The sequence below is a fragment of the Croceimicrobium hydrocarbonivorans genome, from assembly GCF_014524565.1.
In the GTDB taxonomy this organism is placed as follows: domain Bacteria; phylum Bacteroidota; class Bacteroidia; order Flavobacteriales; family Schleiferiaceae; genus Croceimicrobium; species Croceimicrobium hydrocarbonivorans.
Genome location: NZ_CP060139.1, coordinates 348,327 through 365,817 on the forward strand (window position 1 = coordinate 348,327; position 17,491 = coordinate 365,817).

At 43.7% G+C, this 17,491-nt stretch carries 20 protein-coding genes; 7 read left to right on the top strand and 13 right to left on the bottom strand.

Annotation, left to right across the window (positions count from 1 at the left end; genetic code table 11):
• Nucleotides 1–67: 67 nt before the first annotated feature.
• Nucleotides 68–322 (top strand): type II toxin-antitoxin system ParD family antitoxin, encoded by a 255-nt coding sequence (locus tag H4K34_RS01610; RefSeq protein WP_210759091.1) that lies wholly within the window; start codon nt 68–70, stop codon nt 320–322.
• Nucleotides 319–612: a type II toxin-antitoxin system RelE/ParE family toxin gene (locus tag H4K34_RS01615; protein ID WP_210759092.1), complete on the top strand. Its 294-nt coding sequence runs from the start codon at nt 319–321 to the stop codon at nt 610–612. Before H4K34_RS01610 ends, H4K34_RS01615 begins: the two co-directional genes overlap by 4 nt.
• On the opposite strand, the gene H4K34_RS01620 is transcribed toward H4K34_RS01615, so the two are convergent.
• The 4 genes from H4K34_RS01620 to H4K34_RS01635 all read right to left on the bottom strand — a co-directional run bounded on the left by H4K34_RS01620 (nt 609) and on the right by H4K34_RS01635 (nt 4,822).
• Nucleotides 609–1,214, bottom strand: coding sequence for an SAM-dependent methyltransferase (locus H4K34_RS01620; RefSeq protein ID WP_210759093.1), 606 nt, complete (start codon nt 1,212–1,214; stop codon nt 609–611). The two genes, H4K34_RS01615 and H4K34_RS01620, sit on opposite strands and share 4 nt — an antisense overlap.
• Nucleotides 1,214–2,626, bottom strand: coding sequence for an MBL fold metallo-hydrolase (locus H4K34_RS01625; protein WP_210759094.1), 1,413 nt, complete (start codon nt 2,624–2,626; stop codon nt 1,214–1,216). Before H4K34_RS01625 ends, H4K34_RS01620 begins: the two co-directional genes overlap by 1 nt.
• Nucleotides 2,627–2,673: 47 nt before the next feature.
• Nucleotides 2,674–3,465 (bottom strand): sulfite exporter TauE/SafE family protein, encoded by a 792-nt coding sequence (locus H4K34_RS01630; protein ID WP_210759095.1) that lies wholly within the window; start codon nt 3,463–3,465, stop codon nt 2,674–2,676.
• A 94-nt stretch (nt 3,466–3,559) separates the two neighbouring features.
• Entirely contained in the window at nt 3,560–4,822 is a 1,263-nt protein-coding gene (locus tag H4K34_RS01635) for an NAD(P)/FAD-dependent oxidoreductase (RefSeq protein ID WP_210759096.1), read from the bottom strand.
• 222 nt (nt 4,823–5,044) lie between these two features.
• Here H4K34_RS01635 and H4K34_RS01640 point away from each other — a divergent pair, with 222 nt between their 5' ends.
• The gene (locus tag H4K34_RS01640) at nt 5,045–6,010 is read left to right on the top strand and encodes a DUF2167 domain-containing protein (protein WP_210759097.1); all 966 of its coding nucleotides are present in this window, start codon (nt 5,045–5,047) and stop codon (nt 6,008–6,010) included.
• A 31-nt stretch (nt 6,011–6,041) separates the two neighbouring features.
• Here the strand turns inward: H4K34_RS01640 and H4K34_RS01645 are convergent, their stop codons facing one another.
• The 3 genes from H4K34_RS01645 to H4K34_RS01655 are packed head-to-tail and all read right to left on the bottom strand — an operon-like array spanning nt 6,042 to nt 8,074.
• A complete protein-coding gene (locus tag H4K34_RS01645; RefSeq protein WP_210759098.1) occupies nt 6,042–7,211 on the bottom strand; it encodes a tetratricopeptide repeat protein in 1,170 nt (389 codons plus the stop codon).
• A gap of 57 nt (nt 7,212–7,268) precedes the next feature.
• Nucleotides 7,269–7,661, bottom strand: coding sequence for a hypothetical protein (locus tag H4K34_RS01650; protein ID WP_210759099.1), 393 nt, complete (start codon nt 7,659–7,661; stop codon nt 7,269–7,271).
• Entirely contained in the window at nt 7,658–8,074 is a 417-nt protein-coding gene (locus tag H4K34_RS01655) for a hypothetical protein (protein ID WP_210759100.1), read from the bottom strand. Before H4K34_RS01655 ends, H4K34_RS01650 begins: the two co-directional genes overlap by 4 nt.
• Before the next feature lie 138 nt (nt 8,075–8,212).
• On the opposite strand from H4K34_RS01655, the gene H4K34_RS01660 reads away from it, so the two are divergent.
• Entirely contained in the window at nt 8,213–8,761 is a 549-nt protein-coding gene (locus H4K34_RS01660) for an NADPH-dependent FMN reductase (RefSeq protein ID WP_210759101.1), read from the top strand.
• A 56-nt stretch (nt 8,762–8,817) separates the two neighbouring features.
• On the opposite strand, the gene H4K34_RS01665 is transcribed toward H4K34_RS01660, so the two are convergent.
• Nucleotides 8,818–9,366 (bottom strand): carboxymuconolactone decarboxylase family protein, encoded by a 549-nt coding sequence (locus H4K34_RS01665; protein ID WP_210759102.1) that lies wholly within the window; start codon nt 9,364–9,366, stop codon nt 8,818–8,820.
• A gap of 81 nt (nt 9,367–9,447) precedes the next feature.
• A complete protein-coding gene (locus H4K34_RS01670; RefSeq protein ID WP_210759103.1) occupies nt 9,448–10,287 on the bottom strand; it encodes a helix-turn-helix domain-containing protein in 840 nt (279 codons plus the stop codon).
• Between the two features lie 162 nt (nt 10,288–10,449).
• On the opposite strand from H4K34_RS01670, the gene H4K34_RS01675 reads away from it, so the two are divergent.
• On the top strand, nt 10,450–11,349 hold the full coding sequence (locus H4K34_RS01675) for an anti-sigma factor domain-containing protein (protein ID WP_246452172.1): 900 nt from the start codon (nt 10,450–10,452) through the stop codon (nt 11,347–11,349).
• A 57-nt stretch (nt 11,350–11,406) separates the two neighbouring features.
• Here H4K34_RS01675 and H4K34_RS01680 read toward each other — a convergent pair whose 3' ends face one another.
• A complete protein-coding gene (locus H4K34_RS01680; RefSeq protein WP_210759104.1) occupies nt 11,407–13,788 on the bottom strand; it encodes a hybrid sensor histidine kinase/response regulator in 2,382 nt (793 codons plus the stop codon).
• Between the two features lie 224 nt (nt 13,789–14,012).
• On the opposite strand from H4K34_RS01680, the gene H4K34_RS01685 reads away from it, so the two are divergent.
• Nucleotides 14,013–14,423 (top strand): hypothetical protein, encoded by a 411-nt coding sequence (locus tag H4K34_RS01685; protein WP_210759105.1) that lies wholly within the window; start codon nt 14,013–14,015, stop codon nt 14,421–14,423.
• A gap of 5 nt (nt 14,424–14,428) precedes the next feature.
• Nucleotides 14,429–14,893, top strand: a complete 465-nt coding sequence (locus H4K34_RS01690) for a GNAT family N-acetyltransferase (RefSeq protein ID WP_210759106.1) — start codon at nt 14,429–14,431, stop codon at nt 14,891–14,893.
• Here the strand turns inward: H4K34_RS01690 and H4K34_RS01695 are convergent, their stop codons facing one another.
• The 3 genes from H4K34_RS01695 to H4K34_RS01705 are packed head-to-tail and all read right to left on the bottom strand — an operon-like array spanning nt 14,894 to nt 17,449.
• Entirely contained in the window at nt 14,894–16,225 is a 1,332-nt protein-coding gene (locus H4K34_RS01695) for a hypothetical protein (protein WP_210759107.1), read from the bottom strand.
• Nucleotides 16,218–16,769, bottom strand: coding sequence for an RNA polymerase sigma factor (locus H4K34_RS01700; protein WP_210759108.1), 552 nt, complete (start codon nt 16,767–16,769; stop codon nt 16,218–16,220). The genes H4K34_RS01695 and H4K34_RS01700 overlap by 8 nt, the downstream gene beginning before the upstream one ends.
• Nucleotides 16,769–17,449, bottom strand: coding sequence for a hypothetical protein (locus H4K34_RS01705; protein ID WP_210759109.1), 681 nt, complete (start codon nt 17,447–17,449; stop codon nt 16,769–16,771). The genes H4K34_RS01700 and H4K34_RS01705 overlap by 1 nt, the downstream gene beginning before the upstream one ends.
• Nucleotides 17,450–17,491: the final 42 nt, after the last annotated feature.

The window sequence follows — 17,491 nt, forward strand, 5'->3', positions numbered from 1 at the left end:
TATCATCAAATTATCGCCCTAAATCCCTAAGGCATTGCTAAGATACCAACAATTGGTATATTTGAATATGTCAAAAAACACTTCAATTTTATTAGGCGATTATTTCAAATCCTTTATTGAAAAACAAATTCAAACCGGAAGGTATAATTCGGCCAGTGAGGTAGTTAGAGCCGCTTTAAGGGTTTTCGAGCAGGAAGAAGCCCATAAGGTCGCTCTTATCGAGGCGCTTAAGAAAGGGGAGCAATCAGGCTTCACAGAAAATTTCAATCGTGAGGATTTTCTTAAAAGCATGGAAACCAAACATGCTAAATCTAAATCATGAAATTTATCCTCAGTAAGGAGTCCCTTAATGATTTAGAAGAAATTTGGCTCTACACATTTAATGAGTGGTCCTTGGAGCAAGCTAACCGCTATTCCAATTTAATACTTGATGAAATTGAGTTCATTGCCAACCACCCAGAATCAGGTGAAGACTATAGTCATGTGCGTGAGTGTTATTTTAAGGCAAGGATAAAATCACATTTCATCTTTTATAAAATCAATCCTAAAAAAGCTGAACTCGAAATAATTAGGATTCTTCACCAAAGAATGGATCTTGAAAACAGACTCTAGTCTTTGACCACCTTATAGGCTTTAAACCGCACTACTTCTCCCAAACCTTGATGTCCGGGACCCTCATCTAATTGATAGCGTTTTATCTCGCTCTGGCGGATTTGCAATTCCGAAAAGTCAGCTTCCAGCATTTCTGGATTGTAGAGCATTTCCGGGTTCTTAGGTCCTCCTGATTGGAATTCCAACTGACCCGGTGCAAAGGCTTCTAACCAAATTTCTCCGCCGGGTTTTAGCAAATCTGCATATTGTTGATGTAGCTCCTTTCTAAATTCTGCCGGAAAATGGGCGTAGATCAAAGCAATTACATCAAAGCGAAGCTCACTTTTAAATTCGCGGGCATCGCAAATTTCATAGTGCAATTCTACTCCCTGTTCTTCGGCGAGCTCTAAAGCTTTGGCTCGACCTCTTTCGGATTGATCGAAGGCATAAACCTCCCAACCTAATTTAGCCGCATAAACCGCATTACGCCCCTCCCCTTCGGCAGGAAACAAAAGTCGCCCCGGAGGACGACTTTCTAATAAGAGTTGAAGAAAGCGATTGGGCTTTAAGCCATAGTGATAATCGCTTTCCTGATATTTCTGATTCCAGAATTCTGCTTGCATTATTTCAAAGTCGATGGACAAACATAGTCCGTAACAATGAATCCTGCATTTTTGATCGCATGGAATCCACCTTTGATATCGATGATATTATGGTATCCACGAGATTTTAAAATGGAAGAAGCAATTACCGAACGATAGCCACCTGCACAGTGTACGTAGAAGGTTTCATCCTTAGGGAATTCGGCCATCTTGGAATTGATAAAATCCAAAGGAATGTTCAAGGCATTTTCCACATGCTCCGCTTCGTATTCAGAATACTTACGTACATCCACCACGGGCAATTTCTCCTGCTCTAAGCGATGGTGGGCTTCGGTAGCAGGAATGGATTCAATTTGATCCACTTCTTTTCCATCAGCTTTCCAGGCTTCGATTCCACCTTTTAGGTATCCCAAAACTTTATCAAATCCTACCCGAGCTAAACGAGTTACGGTTTCTTCTTCGCGTCCTTCAGGGCAAACCAATAAGAGCTTCTGATTTACATCAGCGATTACAGATCCTACCCAGGGAGCGAAATTGTCATCAATTCCAATAAAGATGGAAGAAGGAATATGGCCTAGTACAAAGTCATTCTGGTGACGAACATCCAAAACAATGGCTTCACTTTCCTCGGCCGCTACTTCAAATTCGGCTGGACTTAAAGCACGGGTTCCCATGTGTAAAACCTCATCGATGCTGCTGTATCCTTCCTTGTTCATTTTCACATTGGCTGGGAAATATGCAGGAGGAGGTAATAATCCATCGGTAACTTCTTTAATGAACTCTTCGCGAGTCATATCAGCACGCAAGGCATAGTTCACCTTCTTCTGGTTACCAAGGGTATCCACGGTTTCCTTCATCATATTCTTACCGCAGGCAGAACCCGCACCATGACCAGGATATACAATTACCTCATCAGCCAAAGGCATGATTTTCTCACGCAGGCTATCGAAGAGTAAGCTGGCTAATTCTTCTTGAGTAAGGTTCGCAGCTTTTTGAGCGAGGTCAGGACGACCCACATCACCCAGGAATAAGGTATCACCAGAGTAAATAGAGTGATCTTTTCCATTAGCATCTTTCAGCAAATAGGTAGTACTCTCCATGGTATGGCCAGGAGTGTGAAGTACTTTAATACTCAAATCCCCTACTTTCAAAATTTCACCATCTTCGGCTACATGCGCATCGAAGCTTGGCTTAGCGGTAGGACCGTAAACGATGGTAGCTCCGGTTTTCTCGGCCAAAGTAAGGTGACCACTCACAAAGTCGGCATGGAAGTGAGTTTCGAGGATGTACTTGATTTTAGCACCATCCTGCTCTGCGCGATCGATATAAGGTTGTACCTCACGCAGGGGGTCAATAATTACAGCTTCTCCATTACTTTCAATGTAGTAAGCACCGTGGGCTAAACAGCCTGTATATATTTGATCTATGTTCATTGTTTATTGAGTTTAGATATTAGAGTTTAGACGTTAGATTTTAGACTTTAGAGTATGGTTTCTTTTAAGAGGATGAAGATTCCCATTAAAAGTACGAACCATCCGAATCCCTTTTTAAGGGCGGTGGGTTTCACAAATTTAGTGGCGTAAATCCCTAGGAACATCCCAATGAAGGAGAATCCTGTAAAGAAGAGTAAGAAATTCCAATCGATTTCCTGGCCGGAGCCCAAATCTCCGAGGAAGCCAATCAGGCTCTTTATAGCAATAATAACAAGTGAAGTGCCCACCGCTACTTTCATTCGCAAACCTACCAACAACACGAGGGCGGGCACTATCAGAAATCCTCCACCAGCCCCAACGAGGCCAGTGACAACTCCTACAATTGTCCCTTCCAGGACTACCAACACAATATTTAAATGCTTCTTTTCTGCTTCATCACTTTCCTTGCGACCTTTAATCATGGAATAGGCCGCGAGTAACATCACAATCGCAAAGAAGACCATTATGGCTATTTGCTTCGTGAAATGGAAATCGCCTACTGTAAACAGTTCTTCAGGAATGGCGGGCACCAAAAAACGACGGGTTAAGAAAACCGCCAATAAGGAAGGGGCGGCGAAGATTAAACCGGTTTTCCAGTCCACCAGAGATTCCATGCTCTTGCGGATTCCCCCTAAAACCGAAGTTGAACCAACTACAAATAAGGAGTAGGCAGTGGCAAGCACAGGCTCAATACCTAAAACATATACCAAAATAGGTACTGTTAATATTGATCCTCCACCTCCTAAAAGGCCCAGGGTAAATCCCATTAAAATGGCTAATACAAATCCTAAAATTTCCATGCGACAAAGGTGCGCGATTGCTCAAATTGCTGGAGTAACATCCGTCACTCAAATGGCTGCCCTTATAAAGTTATAAAGGTCTTTGATTAAAGGCTTAGACCTTTTGCCCCTTTAACATCTTATTCCAATACAAATAAGGCAGGCCGTATTTCTTTAACATATACAAGCGCCAATGTTCTCTCGATGAGTCCTTTATCAGCATTTGCTTCAATTTTGGATCCGGCGTAAAATTGCCTTCATAGTCGAATTCCGCCAGAGTCATTTTTCCATATCCCGTAACTAAGGGGCAAGAGGAATAGCCTTTATAACTACTGTCGTTGGCCGCCTGATTATTAATCAATGAAAGTAAATTTCCAACCACCACCGGCACTTGTTTACGGATGGCGGCGCCGGTTTTAGCGGTGGGCAAAGCTGCCACATCTCCTAAGCCGAATACATTTGAATACTTCTTATGCTGAAGGGAATTAATGTCTACATCCAGCCAGCCAGCGGCATTCACTAAATCGGATTCTCGTACAAATTGTGGTGCCTGCTGAGGCGGCGCAATATGCAACATATCATAAGGCATTTTGATGGTCATATCGCCATGCATCTCTTCGCCAATAGTATTGCCCTCATTCACCACACATTGATTCTCCTCGGGATGAACGCTCTTAAAGGTGATCACCCGATTTTCGTGATCAATAGACTCAGGGGCATAAAAGGGTTTAAAGTGAATTCCGTAACGATCGATCACATGCATTAAGGTGCGACGGATTTCCGGCACCCCAAAGATCACCGAACCGGGAGTTGCAAAAACCACTTCACTTTTATCCAATAGGCCTTTCTTACGGAGATAGTCGGCGGCGAGGTAAGCGATTTTCTGCGGAGCCCCTCCACATTTAATGGGCGTGGTGGGCTGTGTAAAGATTGCATTGCCCCCTTTAAAATTGCGTAGTACCTCCCAGGTATGCTCGGGATCGGTGTAATTGCTGCAAACCACACCCTTGCCTAAGGATTCTTTTAAACCCGGGATAAGCTCCGGAGCCATAACCAAGCCGGGAGCCACCACCAGAAAATCGTAAGTCAAACTGCCATTCTCGGCGGTATCTACTTTATTCTCCTCGGCATGAATGGCGGTGGCCTTGTCCTTTATCCACTTCACCCCATTGGGCATAACCGAGGCCATGCTTCGGGCAGTTTTGGATAATTTAAAATCACCAGCTCCCACTAAGGTCCATGCAGGTTGATAGTAGTGCATATCTGAGGGATCAACAATCGCGATATCCAATTTTGAATTGGCTTTTAAGAGTTGAGCCGCGGTCATAATGCCTGCCGTTCCTCCACCGATAATAACAATTTGAAATGCGTTTTTCATAATATCCATATTGGTTCTAGCCTGTGATATTATTAAAAGCTTAAATCTATTTTGGTGATAATTGACACTAAGACCCTCTCTATCAAGCTGAAAAGCGCACCCTTTCTATAAAGCTTCCAAAGGACTTTACATTTCTAATGAGCAAGTATGAGGACCTATATTCCCCTGAACCGGAATTCGTAATAGCAAACTTGTTTATTATTGCAGGCAAAATTGACCAACATGAGAAAAACCTTAATCGGCCTGAGCCTTCTGCTTTTGGCTGCAAGCAATGTAAAAGCCAGCGACTCGCTTAGCACAGCGGTGGACAGCACGGCGCTCGACAGCATCAGCATGCAGTTTATTGATGAGATCAATGCTTATTTCAAATTCAAGGATAGCTTGGATAATGCCCTGAACTTCGAATTGGGCAGCATCCAATTAGGTGATGATCTAGCTACCTTAAATGTGCCTTCTAATTTTATGTATCTGGGCAAAAGCCAGTCTATTCAAGTGCTGACGGATGTTTGGGGAAATCCTCCGGATCAAAGTGTATTGGGAATGATGATCCCTAAAAACACCAGTGTTTTAGATGATAGCACCTACGCCATTATCATAAGCTATAGCGAAGAAGGCTATGTGGACGATGAGGACGCGGAAGACCTGGATTATGATGAATTGATGGAAACCATGCAAGGGGATGCTCAGGAAGCCAATCCCATGCGTATTCAACAAGGTTATCCCAGTATTGAAGTAATTGGCTGGGCCGCTGCTCCCTTTTACGATTCAGAGAACAAGAAATTACACTGGGCCAAAGAGCTCTCTTTCGATCATGACAGTGCCCATACCTTAAACTACAATGTGCGGATTTTAGGTCGCCGTGGTTATTTGGAATTAAACTTCATCAGCGACTTGCAGATGTTAGATCAAATTAAAGCGGAAATGCCCGAAATCTTACCCGCCGTTAACTTTAATGAGGGAAATCGTTACAGCGATTTTAATCCGGATATGGACAAGGTGGCGGCCTATGGTATTGGCGGCTTAATTGCCGGAAAGGTTTTGGCAAAAGCCGGACTCTTTGTACTCCTGGCTAAGTTCTGGAAGATTATCGCTGTAGGTGCGGTAGCCCTTTTCGCAGGTATTCGCAAGTTTATGGGCGGCAAGAAAAATGAGCCTGTAAATACTATCGACAAATCTGAGGAGGCCTAATTTCCTCAATTCAAATAGTAAAGGTGTAGCATTATTCCGCTTGGAAATGCTGCACCTTTTTTATTTCGGATATACGCTCCCGACTGTATTCTAAATATCGAAAAGGTTCATCTTGACCTTTTTCCAAGAATTGCTCGTAGTAAGAAAGAGCCGTGGTTTTACTCTTGTATTGCTCATCATAGGCTCGAGCCAGATAATACAGCATTAGAGGCGATTCATTAGCCTCGTACACGGATTTATACAGAGGAATGGCTTCGGTATAACGCTTTTCTTCATCGAGGTACAGAGCCAAATTGAGTTCATAAACCGGAATCGCTTTGGAAATTCCCGCTTTGATAGCCGCCCTTAAATAAGCTTCTCCCGCCGCATTGGCATCGAGGGCAAATTTGCAAAGCGCTAAATAGAAATACAGCGTCTCCCGATCCTGAGTCAATTGGATCGCCCGCTGCAAGGAGCTATCTGCCAAGCTATAATTACCATTATGATAGGCCGCAAGGCCTTGCATTCGCATTAGACTGTAAGTCGAATCAGCGCCCAGCTGGAAAAGAGCCACACTTTGTTCTAATACTTCGGGATATTGCTTTTGGATAAAGGCCGATCGCAAGGCTAATTGACGCAGTAATTTCGAATCCGGATCAGTTTGAAGATTGACTTCCAATAAAGAATCTGCCTGCGCATAAAATTGAAATTCCAGATACAGATTGATCAACTGCGATTGTATCCAGCTATCCTTGGGATTCAATTGAGCGGCTTCCATAAAAGCTCCCATAGCCCCTACTGGATTCTCTCTTTTAAGCTGCAACTGCCCCATCAGTTTATAGAAATAAGCATTACTACTGTCTAAGCGGAGAAGCTTTGAATAAATTCGAAAAGCCTCATCATATTCCTGGACCTGGCTTTCCAATTGGGCCCATTGCAGCCAAGCTTCTAAGGAAGTTGAATCTAAATCGGTCCAGGCTTGATAAATGGAACGCGCTTCATTGCTATAGCCCAATGCCCGATAAGTAGAGCTGGCCAAGGCATAATAAGCTTCTGAGTTTTGGTCTTCTGCCGACAGGGCATTTAAAAGCGAATAGGCCTTTTGATATTGATAGCTCGCTAAAGCCTCTTCAATTGGCTTTAAGGACTCCTGCCCTTCTTGAGCCCACAATCCGGGACTGTTAATCAAGAAAATGAATACTAAGAGGTAAGGGATTTTCATAGCGGCAAGATAGAAATTTCCCTTATTCAACTAAATAGTTAGTTGAAATATTAATAGCTATTTTTCTCGCTGGCGACTATAGCTATAGGCACCATTGCTGTGGATGAGATTGCCATTGTCTTCCACAAAATAGCGTTCTTCCTTCGAGCCTTTGGGATAAAAACGCAGGTAAATAGTATCTCCTTTCAATTTCCACCTTCCTCTTTGTACATACATGGTTTCTGAAAAGCCTTCATTGCGTTCTTCAAAACGGCCCCATGACTTCAAGTCCAAAACCTGTCTCGAAAAAATTATGGGCATAATGTGACTTTCAGAACCATCCGAATTTTCGATTGTACGACCCGGTTCTCCATCCTCATGTACATATAAACCTTTGAGCTCAGCTGTTTTCCAATCCTTTTGATCGGCCACCAAGGCCATTAATAGAAAAGCCGTTACCAGCGCTTTCATAGATCGTGGTCCTTGCGAAATTCCGTTTCCTCTTCCGACTTATCGCCTTTCAGGACTTCGTAAATCTGCTCCATATCCGACTGACTAATCCGACTGGGCAAAACCTTCACTTTATGCTTAGCTCCCGCTAGATAAAGAACTCCGGAACGGTTCTGCCATTCGTGAATTTCATCCAGCTTAATGCTGCTCTTTACAAATAAGCCTTGACTAAATACGCCATCCTTAATTACCACATAGGGTCTTTTCCATTCCACATAAAAGAGAAAGGAGAAACTCATGCCTGCCAATAAGAATAGGGCATCCGGAGGACCGAGCGGAATACCACTAGTCACTTTATAGATTACAATGGCATACCACAGGCCTGCCAGTACCAGGTGTCTGTAAATCCTGGATTTGCGAGTAAAGATTTCCATGGCTTGAAAATACTAAATTCTCAAATCGAATGATCAAAATGAGATTCAGCCCAAGCAAAGGCTAATCCCCTATTGGCCTATGGTATTTGCGGGGATTCCTCTTAACTTCGAGCCAATAAGCGCTAATTATCTATTTGCATGAAAATCAGTATCGTTTCGAGCAGCACCCGCACCGGAAGAATCAGTCATCGCATTGCTCTTGCCCTTCAACAGGATTTAGAACAGCGAGGACAGGAAGTAAATCTGATTGATCTGGCCGCCATCAACCTGCCCCCTTTTGAAGAGCGTTTGAGTAGATTAGAAGCGCCGGCAGCAGAATTAGTAGAGCTCAACCAAACTTTAATGGCCACAGATGCCTTCATTTTCTTGAGTCCGGAATACAATGGCGCCATTAGCTCTGGCTTGAAGAATTTCATTGATGTTTTCGCCAAGGATCCCTTTATACATAAGCCCATCGGTGTAGCCACCGGTTCTACTGGCAGTATGGGCGGTATTCGCGCGGCCTATCAATTACAGCAGAACATCCTTACTTGTCATGGTTTTCCGCATCCGCAAATGCTTACCGTAGGAAATATGGATAAGGTTATCGACCCTGAAGGTTCCATCGTAGATGAGTCATATCGCTCCAAACAAAGTAAGTTCCTCGATCTCTTTCTGGTCTTTGCTGATAAGCTGAGTAAGAAATAAAAAACCGCCCCTCTTTGCAGAAGGGCGGCCACCAACCAAAAAACCTAAGGCTTCGCTTAAGACAAGGCTTCTTCTAATTCAGGGGCAGCGGGAAAGTCCACCGGAATCTGAATAATATTATGCAGGTAGTTCATCACGATTTTATCGGCCACCGCTAAAACGAGGTCTACCAAGCTGCCACGATCGTAACCAGCCTCGTAGAAGTCACTCAGTTCCTTATCTACATTTTTTCCCTTGGAGGCTACAATGGCCAGGCTCAAGCGGCCCAGGGCGGCTAATTTGCTGTCCCAATTAATTTGGGCACTGCGGATATCCAAAATCTGCTCATCGCTAAAGCCATTCATCTTGCCAATGGCAGTATGGGCAGCCTGGCAATATTTACATTGGTTAAACTCACTCACCACCAGGTTAATCACCTCTTTTTCCTTATTGCTAAAAGAAGTTTTCGCTCCTTGAAACTGCAGGTAATTAGCCAAGCCAGTATCAGAATGCGCCATGCTGGCGTAGAGATTCGGAACAAATCCCAATTTGGATTTCAGGTTATCGAAAATTTGCTGATTCGCTTCCGCTACTTCATGGCGTTCGGGTACATCAAAAGTGTTCATCTTATTCGTGTTTTTAGATTAATCAATTTGAACACTGCAAAGATTCAACCGCCGGAGAGGCCCGGTATTGGCCATTTTACCTCAAAAGTTAACCTTTTTTCCCTTGATCCTAACGAAGGCCGCCGGACTCATTCCCTCTTCTCTTTTAAAAAAGCGACTAAAGCTTTGTACATCCTCAAAACCCAAATCATAAGCCACCTCCTTTACGCTCAAATCTCCCCGCACTAATAGTCGGCGAGCTTCTAACATGCGTCGGTTTTGGATAAACTCCAAGGGACTTTGATCCGACATCTTTTTAAACTGGTTAGCCAAGGTCTTGGGTGAGCGATTGAGCATTTCAGCATAATCGGCCACACTGTGCTTTTCGCGATAATGCTTTTCGACCAGGAAATTATACTCCCTTATCAAATCCAATTTTGGACCATCCGCCTGCAGGCGACACTGCTTTTTATAAAGTCGCACACATAGAATTAAAAAACGCTTGAGCATCATTTGCAAAATCTCCCCTTGCAGATGATCGGTATTCTCAAACTCGAGGCTAAACATCCGATATACCGTTTCGAAGATCTCAATTTCTTCGGCGGGTAAATCCATGCGCGGCAATTGCTTAGAGCCGAAGAATAGCAGGCCCTTACAACTTACCTCACTATCATGGTCTACTATACAATAGAAGGATCGATTGAACTTTATTAACCGCGCTTCTTTAATGTCTATTTCTTCAATTTGATGAAATTCGGTGAGGCAGATGAGCTCATTGCGATTAAAGCAATAGTTCTCGCCATCAATCCTTAGGTGGTTATGATCCTGAGTAAACCACAAAACCAAGAGGGCACTGGGTACCGGCTCTAAGAGGCCTCCTAACTCTTCCCCGCTCAAAGTTCCAATAGACAGGTACTCATCTGTATTTCCGCGATAAATCATATTTCCAATAGCTTCTCTCTACAGTCGTAAGAGAAAGGAAAAATTGACAATGAAAAAGGAAATTACGCTAAGGCTTTCGCGATCAAGCACTTTCATATTTGCTGAGCTATAAGGAATGCGGATCGAAGCAAGGTGCATCGACCAAAAACTCAATTTTCAATTATGTACAAGTATTTAAAACCGGGCCTGTATGGCCTTTTGATTATCGGTCTGAGTGCCGCATGTGACAAGGAAGACGACAATGCCGACAATTCCTCAAATCAATCTCAATTAAGTCTAAGCCTTCAGGGTTTGGAAGATCTAGGCTCAGACTTCCGCTATGAAGGATGGATTATTGTGGATGGCGTTCCCATTTCCGCCGGGCTCTTTGATGTGGATGCAAATGGGCAATTAAGTCAATCCAGCTTTTCGCTAAATGCTGATGACTTGAATGCTGCAACTAGCTATGTTTTAACCATCGAACCCAGTCCAGATCCAGATCCCGCTCCTAGTGATGTGCATATCTTAGCTGGTGATTTTAATAATAGCACGGCTTCCTTGAGTACTGCTCATGCTGCTGCTATTGGCACCGACTTCAGCTCTGCCGCTGGACAATACATCTTAGCCACTCCCACTGATGGCGGAATGAGCAGCGATGAACTAAGTGGATTATGGTGGTTGGATCCAAGCGCCGGACCTGAAGCAGCTTTAAACCTACCCGCATTACCTGATGGATGGATTTATGAAGGATGGGTAGTAATTGAAGGTCAGGTGCTCTCTACCGGTCGATTTAAAACCGGCAATGAAGCAGATGATGCCGCCCCCTATTCTGGCACTATGGCCGGACCTCCCTTCCCTGGTGAAGACTTCTTGCAAAATGCGCCCAATGGCCTCAGTTTCCCTACCAATTTAGCTGGTGCCACGGCGGTGATTTCGGTGGAACCCGTTCCTGATAATAGCCCCATGCCCTTTAGCTTAAAGCCTTTAGTGGGCTCGGTTCCAGCGGCTCCTAATGATCGTGAACTCTATCCTATGAATAATAATGCACAAGCTAGTGCTGCCAGCGGAAGCGTAAGTCGATAATCCTATTTCCCTCTCTTAATTAAAGGCTGTTCTGAATTTTCAGGATGGCCTTTTATATTAGCTAGCTACCCGCATTTTCCCCGTCAGCTCATGAATTTTCTGCACCAATTGCTCCTTGCGTACGGGCTTGGTCATGAAGGAATCCATACCGGTTTGCAAGGCTCGTTTTTGTGTTGACATGGTAGCATCGGCCGTAACGGCAATAATGGGAATTTTCTGATAGGCCTCACCTAAGGCACCGGAGCGAATAGCAGCAGTGGCCTCATAGCCATCCATATTGGGCATTTGTAAATCCATCAAGATGATATCAAAGGCTTTATCCGACATCTGCTGTAGCGCCAGTAAGCCATCATTGGCTATTTCTAATTCTAGATTGGGGATGGTGGCTAATAAGCGCTTCAAGATCATCTGATTCATCACATTGTCCTCAGCCACCAAAACCCGAATTTTAGTGCTATCCGGAATTTCACCTTGATAAGCTCTGAGGTCGAAGCTCGAAATATCGAAATCTAAGTCCACTGCTTCCTGGCTAATTGGTTTTTCAGCTTCCTTAACATGGGCCAAACGTAAATCCAATTTCACATTGGTTCCCATACCAGGTTCACTGTCCACATCTATTTTGGCTCCAAACAATTTTACGAGGTGCTGTACAATGGTTAAACCGAGACCCAGGCCTCCATAGCGACGTTTGTTGTTGAGTTTCATCTGATTAAAGCTTTCAAATATTTGACTTAATTCAGCCTCTGACATCCCGATACCGGTGTCACTGAGATTCATTCGAATTCGGCATTGTTCCCCTTGATCCGAACAATGCACAGTAAGGCGCACCGAACCATGAGCGGTGAATTTAACCGCATTGCTGATTAGGTTATTGAGGATCTGACGGAAGCGCTTTTCATCTCCTTGCAATTTTTCGGGGAGTTCATCTACCATCACGCAATCGAAAGACAAGCCCTTTTTACGCGCCTCAAAACCCCAGGAATCGGTTACATCGGTAAAAACCTGCAAGGGATCAAAAACCGAGCTTTGATCCAATTCAAGTTGTCCCTTCTCAATCTGTTCAAAATCCAGAATATCATTCACATTGCTTAAGAGATTAAAAGAGGCACTGCGCACAATGCGATAATTCTCCATCTCTTCTGCACCTAAATCCCTTTCCAATTGCTCCGTTGCAATGCCCAGAATGGCATTGATAGGAGTACGTAATTCGTGGGAAATATTAGACATGAAATAGGTCTTCATGGCCGATATATCTTCCGATTTCTGCAAGGCCTCCTCCTGAGAGCGTTCCTTTTCTTCGCGAAGCTTCCCGATGAGATTGGTCATGGATAAAGAGAGGAAAATTACTTCCAGAGCGATTCCAAATTTGGCGCTATTCTGAATCCAGAAATTGTTGGGCAGCATGCTTAAGTTATTGAGTACAAAAGCCAATAATCCCATCACCAAAAAGAAAATCCCGGTTAAGAAAAATGAGTCTACCCTTTGAACCTTAAAATGTATATAGACTACCGAAATCAAAATTAAAATCAAGCTCAGCAGGCCATTGATATTAGTTAAGTAATAGCTCCAATACAGGGTAGTGTCACTAAGGTAAATAAGGACCCCAACTAATGGGATCGCTATAAAAAAGAAGCGGAAGAGATTGTAGATCGGAGGCAATATATCCCTCACCTTCAAGAAACTGGCACTATAAAGTAGGAGGAAGAAATTGGTGAAAACGCCACTGAGTAAAATGATCTGACTGCCAAATTTAGATCCGGAAGGAAAAAAGTATTGATAGCTGAAACCATCCAAAGAGCCTTGTAGTAGGGCTACGCTCAGTACATAGATGCCATAGAACAAAAAGGTTTTTTCCTTTAAACCGGAATAGAAGAACAGGTAAATAATGGCGCTAAGAAATAGCATTCCATAAAAAAGCCCCAGAAACAATTGTTCGCTGTATTGCCGCTGATAAAAGGCTTCCTCGCTGTAAATTTTAGGCTGTAAGTCCAAGGTTTCGCCATCAGACTTAAAGTGAATCAAATAGGATTGATGGGATTCGGGACCCAGTTCCAAAGGAAATACATTTAGGCGATGGGCCTTGCTACGCTCCTCAAATGGGATACGATCTCCACCGCGCCAGATGGGCTTCGGATTATCAGCCTGATACACTTCAATATTATCGGTTACCGGGCGACCTAATTCCATAAATCCCTCAAAATCATTTAACTGAGGGTTTCCTAGATATAATTTTACCCAATGATGTTGATTGCTAAAGCCCTGTTCAGTTTTACGGTCCTCCGCAATTTGAAAGGAATCCTGGGGCAGTGCTTTTACATCTTCCAGGCTTAAAGCCGATGAACTTGAATAAAAACTGACATGAACATCTAAATCAGAATTCTGAGCCATGCTGCCTGTGCAGGCAAACAGCAATAGCATTAGGGGGAACAGGAATTTCATAGGTGGCTTTGATTAATCTACGACAAGAACCTCTAATTGGATTTCATCATTGTTAAATTTATCTCATTAATGACCAAATACTTAGAATTTTGTTCACATCTCTATCTAAAACTAATCAATTTGTATTTCAACGTCCTGAATTAAGTTAGGGTCATGAATTAATTTTTTTCTGACCTTTAGGGTCCCTTTCGACGAATGCTTTTATGAAAACCAAATCGCTCTTCATGCTATTTCTGGCGATGAGCCTCAGTGCAAATTTAATGGCACAGGCGGCCGAGTACCACTTTTGTGTACAGAGCGACGCCTATGAAACCTTTAAAGCACGCGTAGTTTTCAGAGGTTTGGATTTTGGAGAAGCTTCTGCCCGAATGATGGTGCTTAATGATTTAAGTGCAGTCTTAGAAGGTGAATTCAAAGTCACTTCCTTCGACGAACATTGCGATTGCTATGGCGATTGTCCGCAAGTTGAAGTTACCTCTAAAGATTGGGATGGTAATATTGGCAATCGACAAGAAGGCGTGAATGGCATGTGGGGTTCGGCGGTAGAAATCACCGATAATATCGTTTCTGAAGGCAAGGCCCTATGGGATAATCCTGGTCAATTTCTCATGACCCGCATTTTAGGTAAAGACTAGAGCCCTTGGATTTAAGAGCAGTTAAATGCGAAGTGCTCCAGGAAGCCCATATTGGCGATTTAATGCAAATATGGAATTCGGAGTACCCTCGTCAAATTGCTTATTCATCGCTTAGCGAAATCCAGGAATACCTAAACAAATTAAAGGAGCCTCGACATCAAATTTTAGTTGACAAAGAAAACCGACTAAAAGCTTGGTTCTGCGTATTTGAAAGAGATGCCTTGCCCTGGTTTGCCATGATTTTGGATCGCGATTTACAAGGCCTGGGTTATGGTCGGAAGCTCTTAAGCGAAGCCCAATTCGAGGAAAGCATTTTAAATGGCTGGGCCGTGGATCATCCGCATTATCAGAGAGCGGATGGCAGTACCTACCCTTCCCCCATTGGCTTTTACTTAAAGCTGGGCTTCAAATTAACGGGAAAGCGTTTTGATGAAAATGGATTATCGCTGGCGCATATCCTCTGGCCCTGATTAAAAGCCGTAGCGCGTTCCGATATACAATCCCCAAGAACGATACAGAGTTCGATTAAAGTCAGCAGGGATACGATCCGTTCCTTTGTAAAGATTGTTCAAGCTAAAGTCGGTGGCCAGGCCATAATAAAGAAGCAGATCACCACTCTTCCACTCTTGGCCAATCCTTAGTTCCATGCCCCAGGCATCAGTATAAGAACCGGTTTGATTGATGCCGGCTTCAGTGGCCTGGTTTAAGAAGCCATAATAAGGCTGTACTCCCATGCTTAGCACGGGCCATTTACTTTGGGGACCAAAACGGAAATGATGGTTTAAGCCAATGCCAATCCGGCGGTAATTAAGCTCCAATTTTCGGTCTACATATTGGCCTTCCTCGTAAGTATTGTAATGGAATACCCAATCGCGGGACTGTTGCCACATCAGGTTTACAGACCAAGTTGGATTAAGTCGATAATAGAGCTCAGCACTTATGGCACTACTATACACCGCATTGCTGCGCACCAAGCTGCGTGGGTCTAAACTTTCGCGGAATAGGCTATTACTTAAATAATCTCGCTGCCAGCTGTAGCGTAAGCCCATTTGCCAGGCTTTAAAGCGTGTTTTGGGATGGGTCCTAAATTGGGGCTTAGGCTCAAAATCTCTTTCCATTAAAACTAAGGATGGCATTTCCAGACCTAAATCAAACCAATCCTTAAGCTCCAGTTCGGCCTGCGAAATTGCATCATCCGAACTTTGCTCTGTTAAAAGAACTTGCTCCGCATCAGCATTAGCTCCTATTTGTTGATTAGCATGAAGCGCAATTCCCTTTGAACCGTTTCCTCCGGAAATTGGGGATAGGACAAAACTTGGTTCTTTCGCATTAGCAGGTTGCTCTTGATTTCCATTTATTGGTGAATGACTTAGCTCTGATGGAGCTAGCATTTCCTGAGGCTGATCTGATTTCTGGATTTGCTCCTCGGAATGCATTGGTGTAGGCTCATCCACTATCGCTTTAGAAGGCCCTGTATTTGACCACCACCATCCAATGCTGAATAAGAGCAATAGAATGGCTGCCACTCGGCCTAACACTCGGTACAAGCGTTGGCGATTTAAATAGGAATCAATCCCTTTCCAGGCCTTGTCGATGGTAAGCTGACGATTAATTCCTTCCCAAACCGATTCTGGAGCCGCAGCATTCTGAGCTTCAAAAGAGTCCTTAACTTTTTGATCCATTTGGCTTTCACCAGCAGACATAGACTGGTCTAAAGCTTGCCAGATTCCCTCTGGGGCTTTAAACTCCGCTGACTCAAAGCTCTCGCGGATTTTACGATCTATGTTTGGATCCTTAGCCATTCAATTTTTCTATTCTTTCGCGCAATAAACCCCGCGCCCGGTTTAATTGAGATTTAGAAGTTCCTTCGCTTATACCCATCATATCGGCAATCTCCCGATGGGCATATCCTTCAATAGCATATAGCTTTAATACCATGGCTGCCTTATCTGGTAAATGATTTACCAAGCCAATTAATTCTCGCGCCTGAATGCCAGAGAGCAAATCATCGGTACTATGCTCCTGCTTTTCGTAATACTCGCGGGTAACTTCCTCTTTCCGTCGTTTGGAACGATAGTACTCCAGCGCCTTATTCACAATAATCCGGCGAATCCAACCTTCAAAGGATCCTTCGAATTTATAGCGATGTAAATTCCGAAAGCAATTGATAAAGCCATCTTGCAGGATGTCGGCCGCTTCATCATCATCCTTAGCATAGGTCCAGGCTACCCGATACATGGTATCTGCAAATTTGCGATACAAGGCTTCCTGATAGAGGCGATCGTTTTTTAAACAACCTTCAATCAGATCCTTATCCTCCAAATTTTGCAGTTGGCCCAGGGTCATTAAAAGATGGTTAAAGAATTGAGTTCGTCCAATCGATTATCCACTTCCGTAAAAATCTCCGCATTTACCGAACGAGTAATAAGAATGGTGCTTTGGCCAGAAATGCTAATTCGTTGAGCCGCTTCCAATTGCTCGGTACGCACACTGGCGAACCAATGCTGTGGATTTAGCCTTAGTAAGCCATAATAGGAGCTCCCTTCTTCAATCACAATCTCCTGATCGCCATAAGGATCGAGGGCTAATATGTTAAAAAGCTCAAAGCTGTCTACCTCCAATCGCAGGGGCACCCAAAGTCCAGTGGAATCTTGAAAACGCCCCACTATGATAAGGGTGGGAATATTGGCTGAGGGAATCTCAAACTGCAGGCGAATGCTATTATAGATTCCCTGCGGCAAATCAAATTGTAAGCTGGGATAGGCCAATGAATCCAGAGGGATTTCCATGGCCGGAGTGTATCCATTTTGGAAAAAATAATCTTCCGCTTCCACCCGATCACCATCGAGCTGAAAGCGTGAGATACGCAGCAGTCCGCCTTCAAAAAACAATCGGTCTAATTTCCCTCCTTCACGATTAACATCGGCGGCAAAGATCAAACTTTGCGGAGCCTTAAGGTCAAAGCTCATATCAGCAGAACATGCCTGCAAAAGGATAATGAGCCCTATTAATTTCCACTTCTTCATTTGCTGTCTTCGTCCCTTAGACGGAGCTCAGCTTAAAAAGGT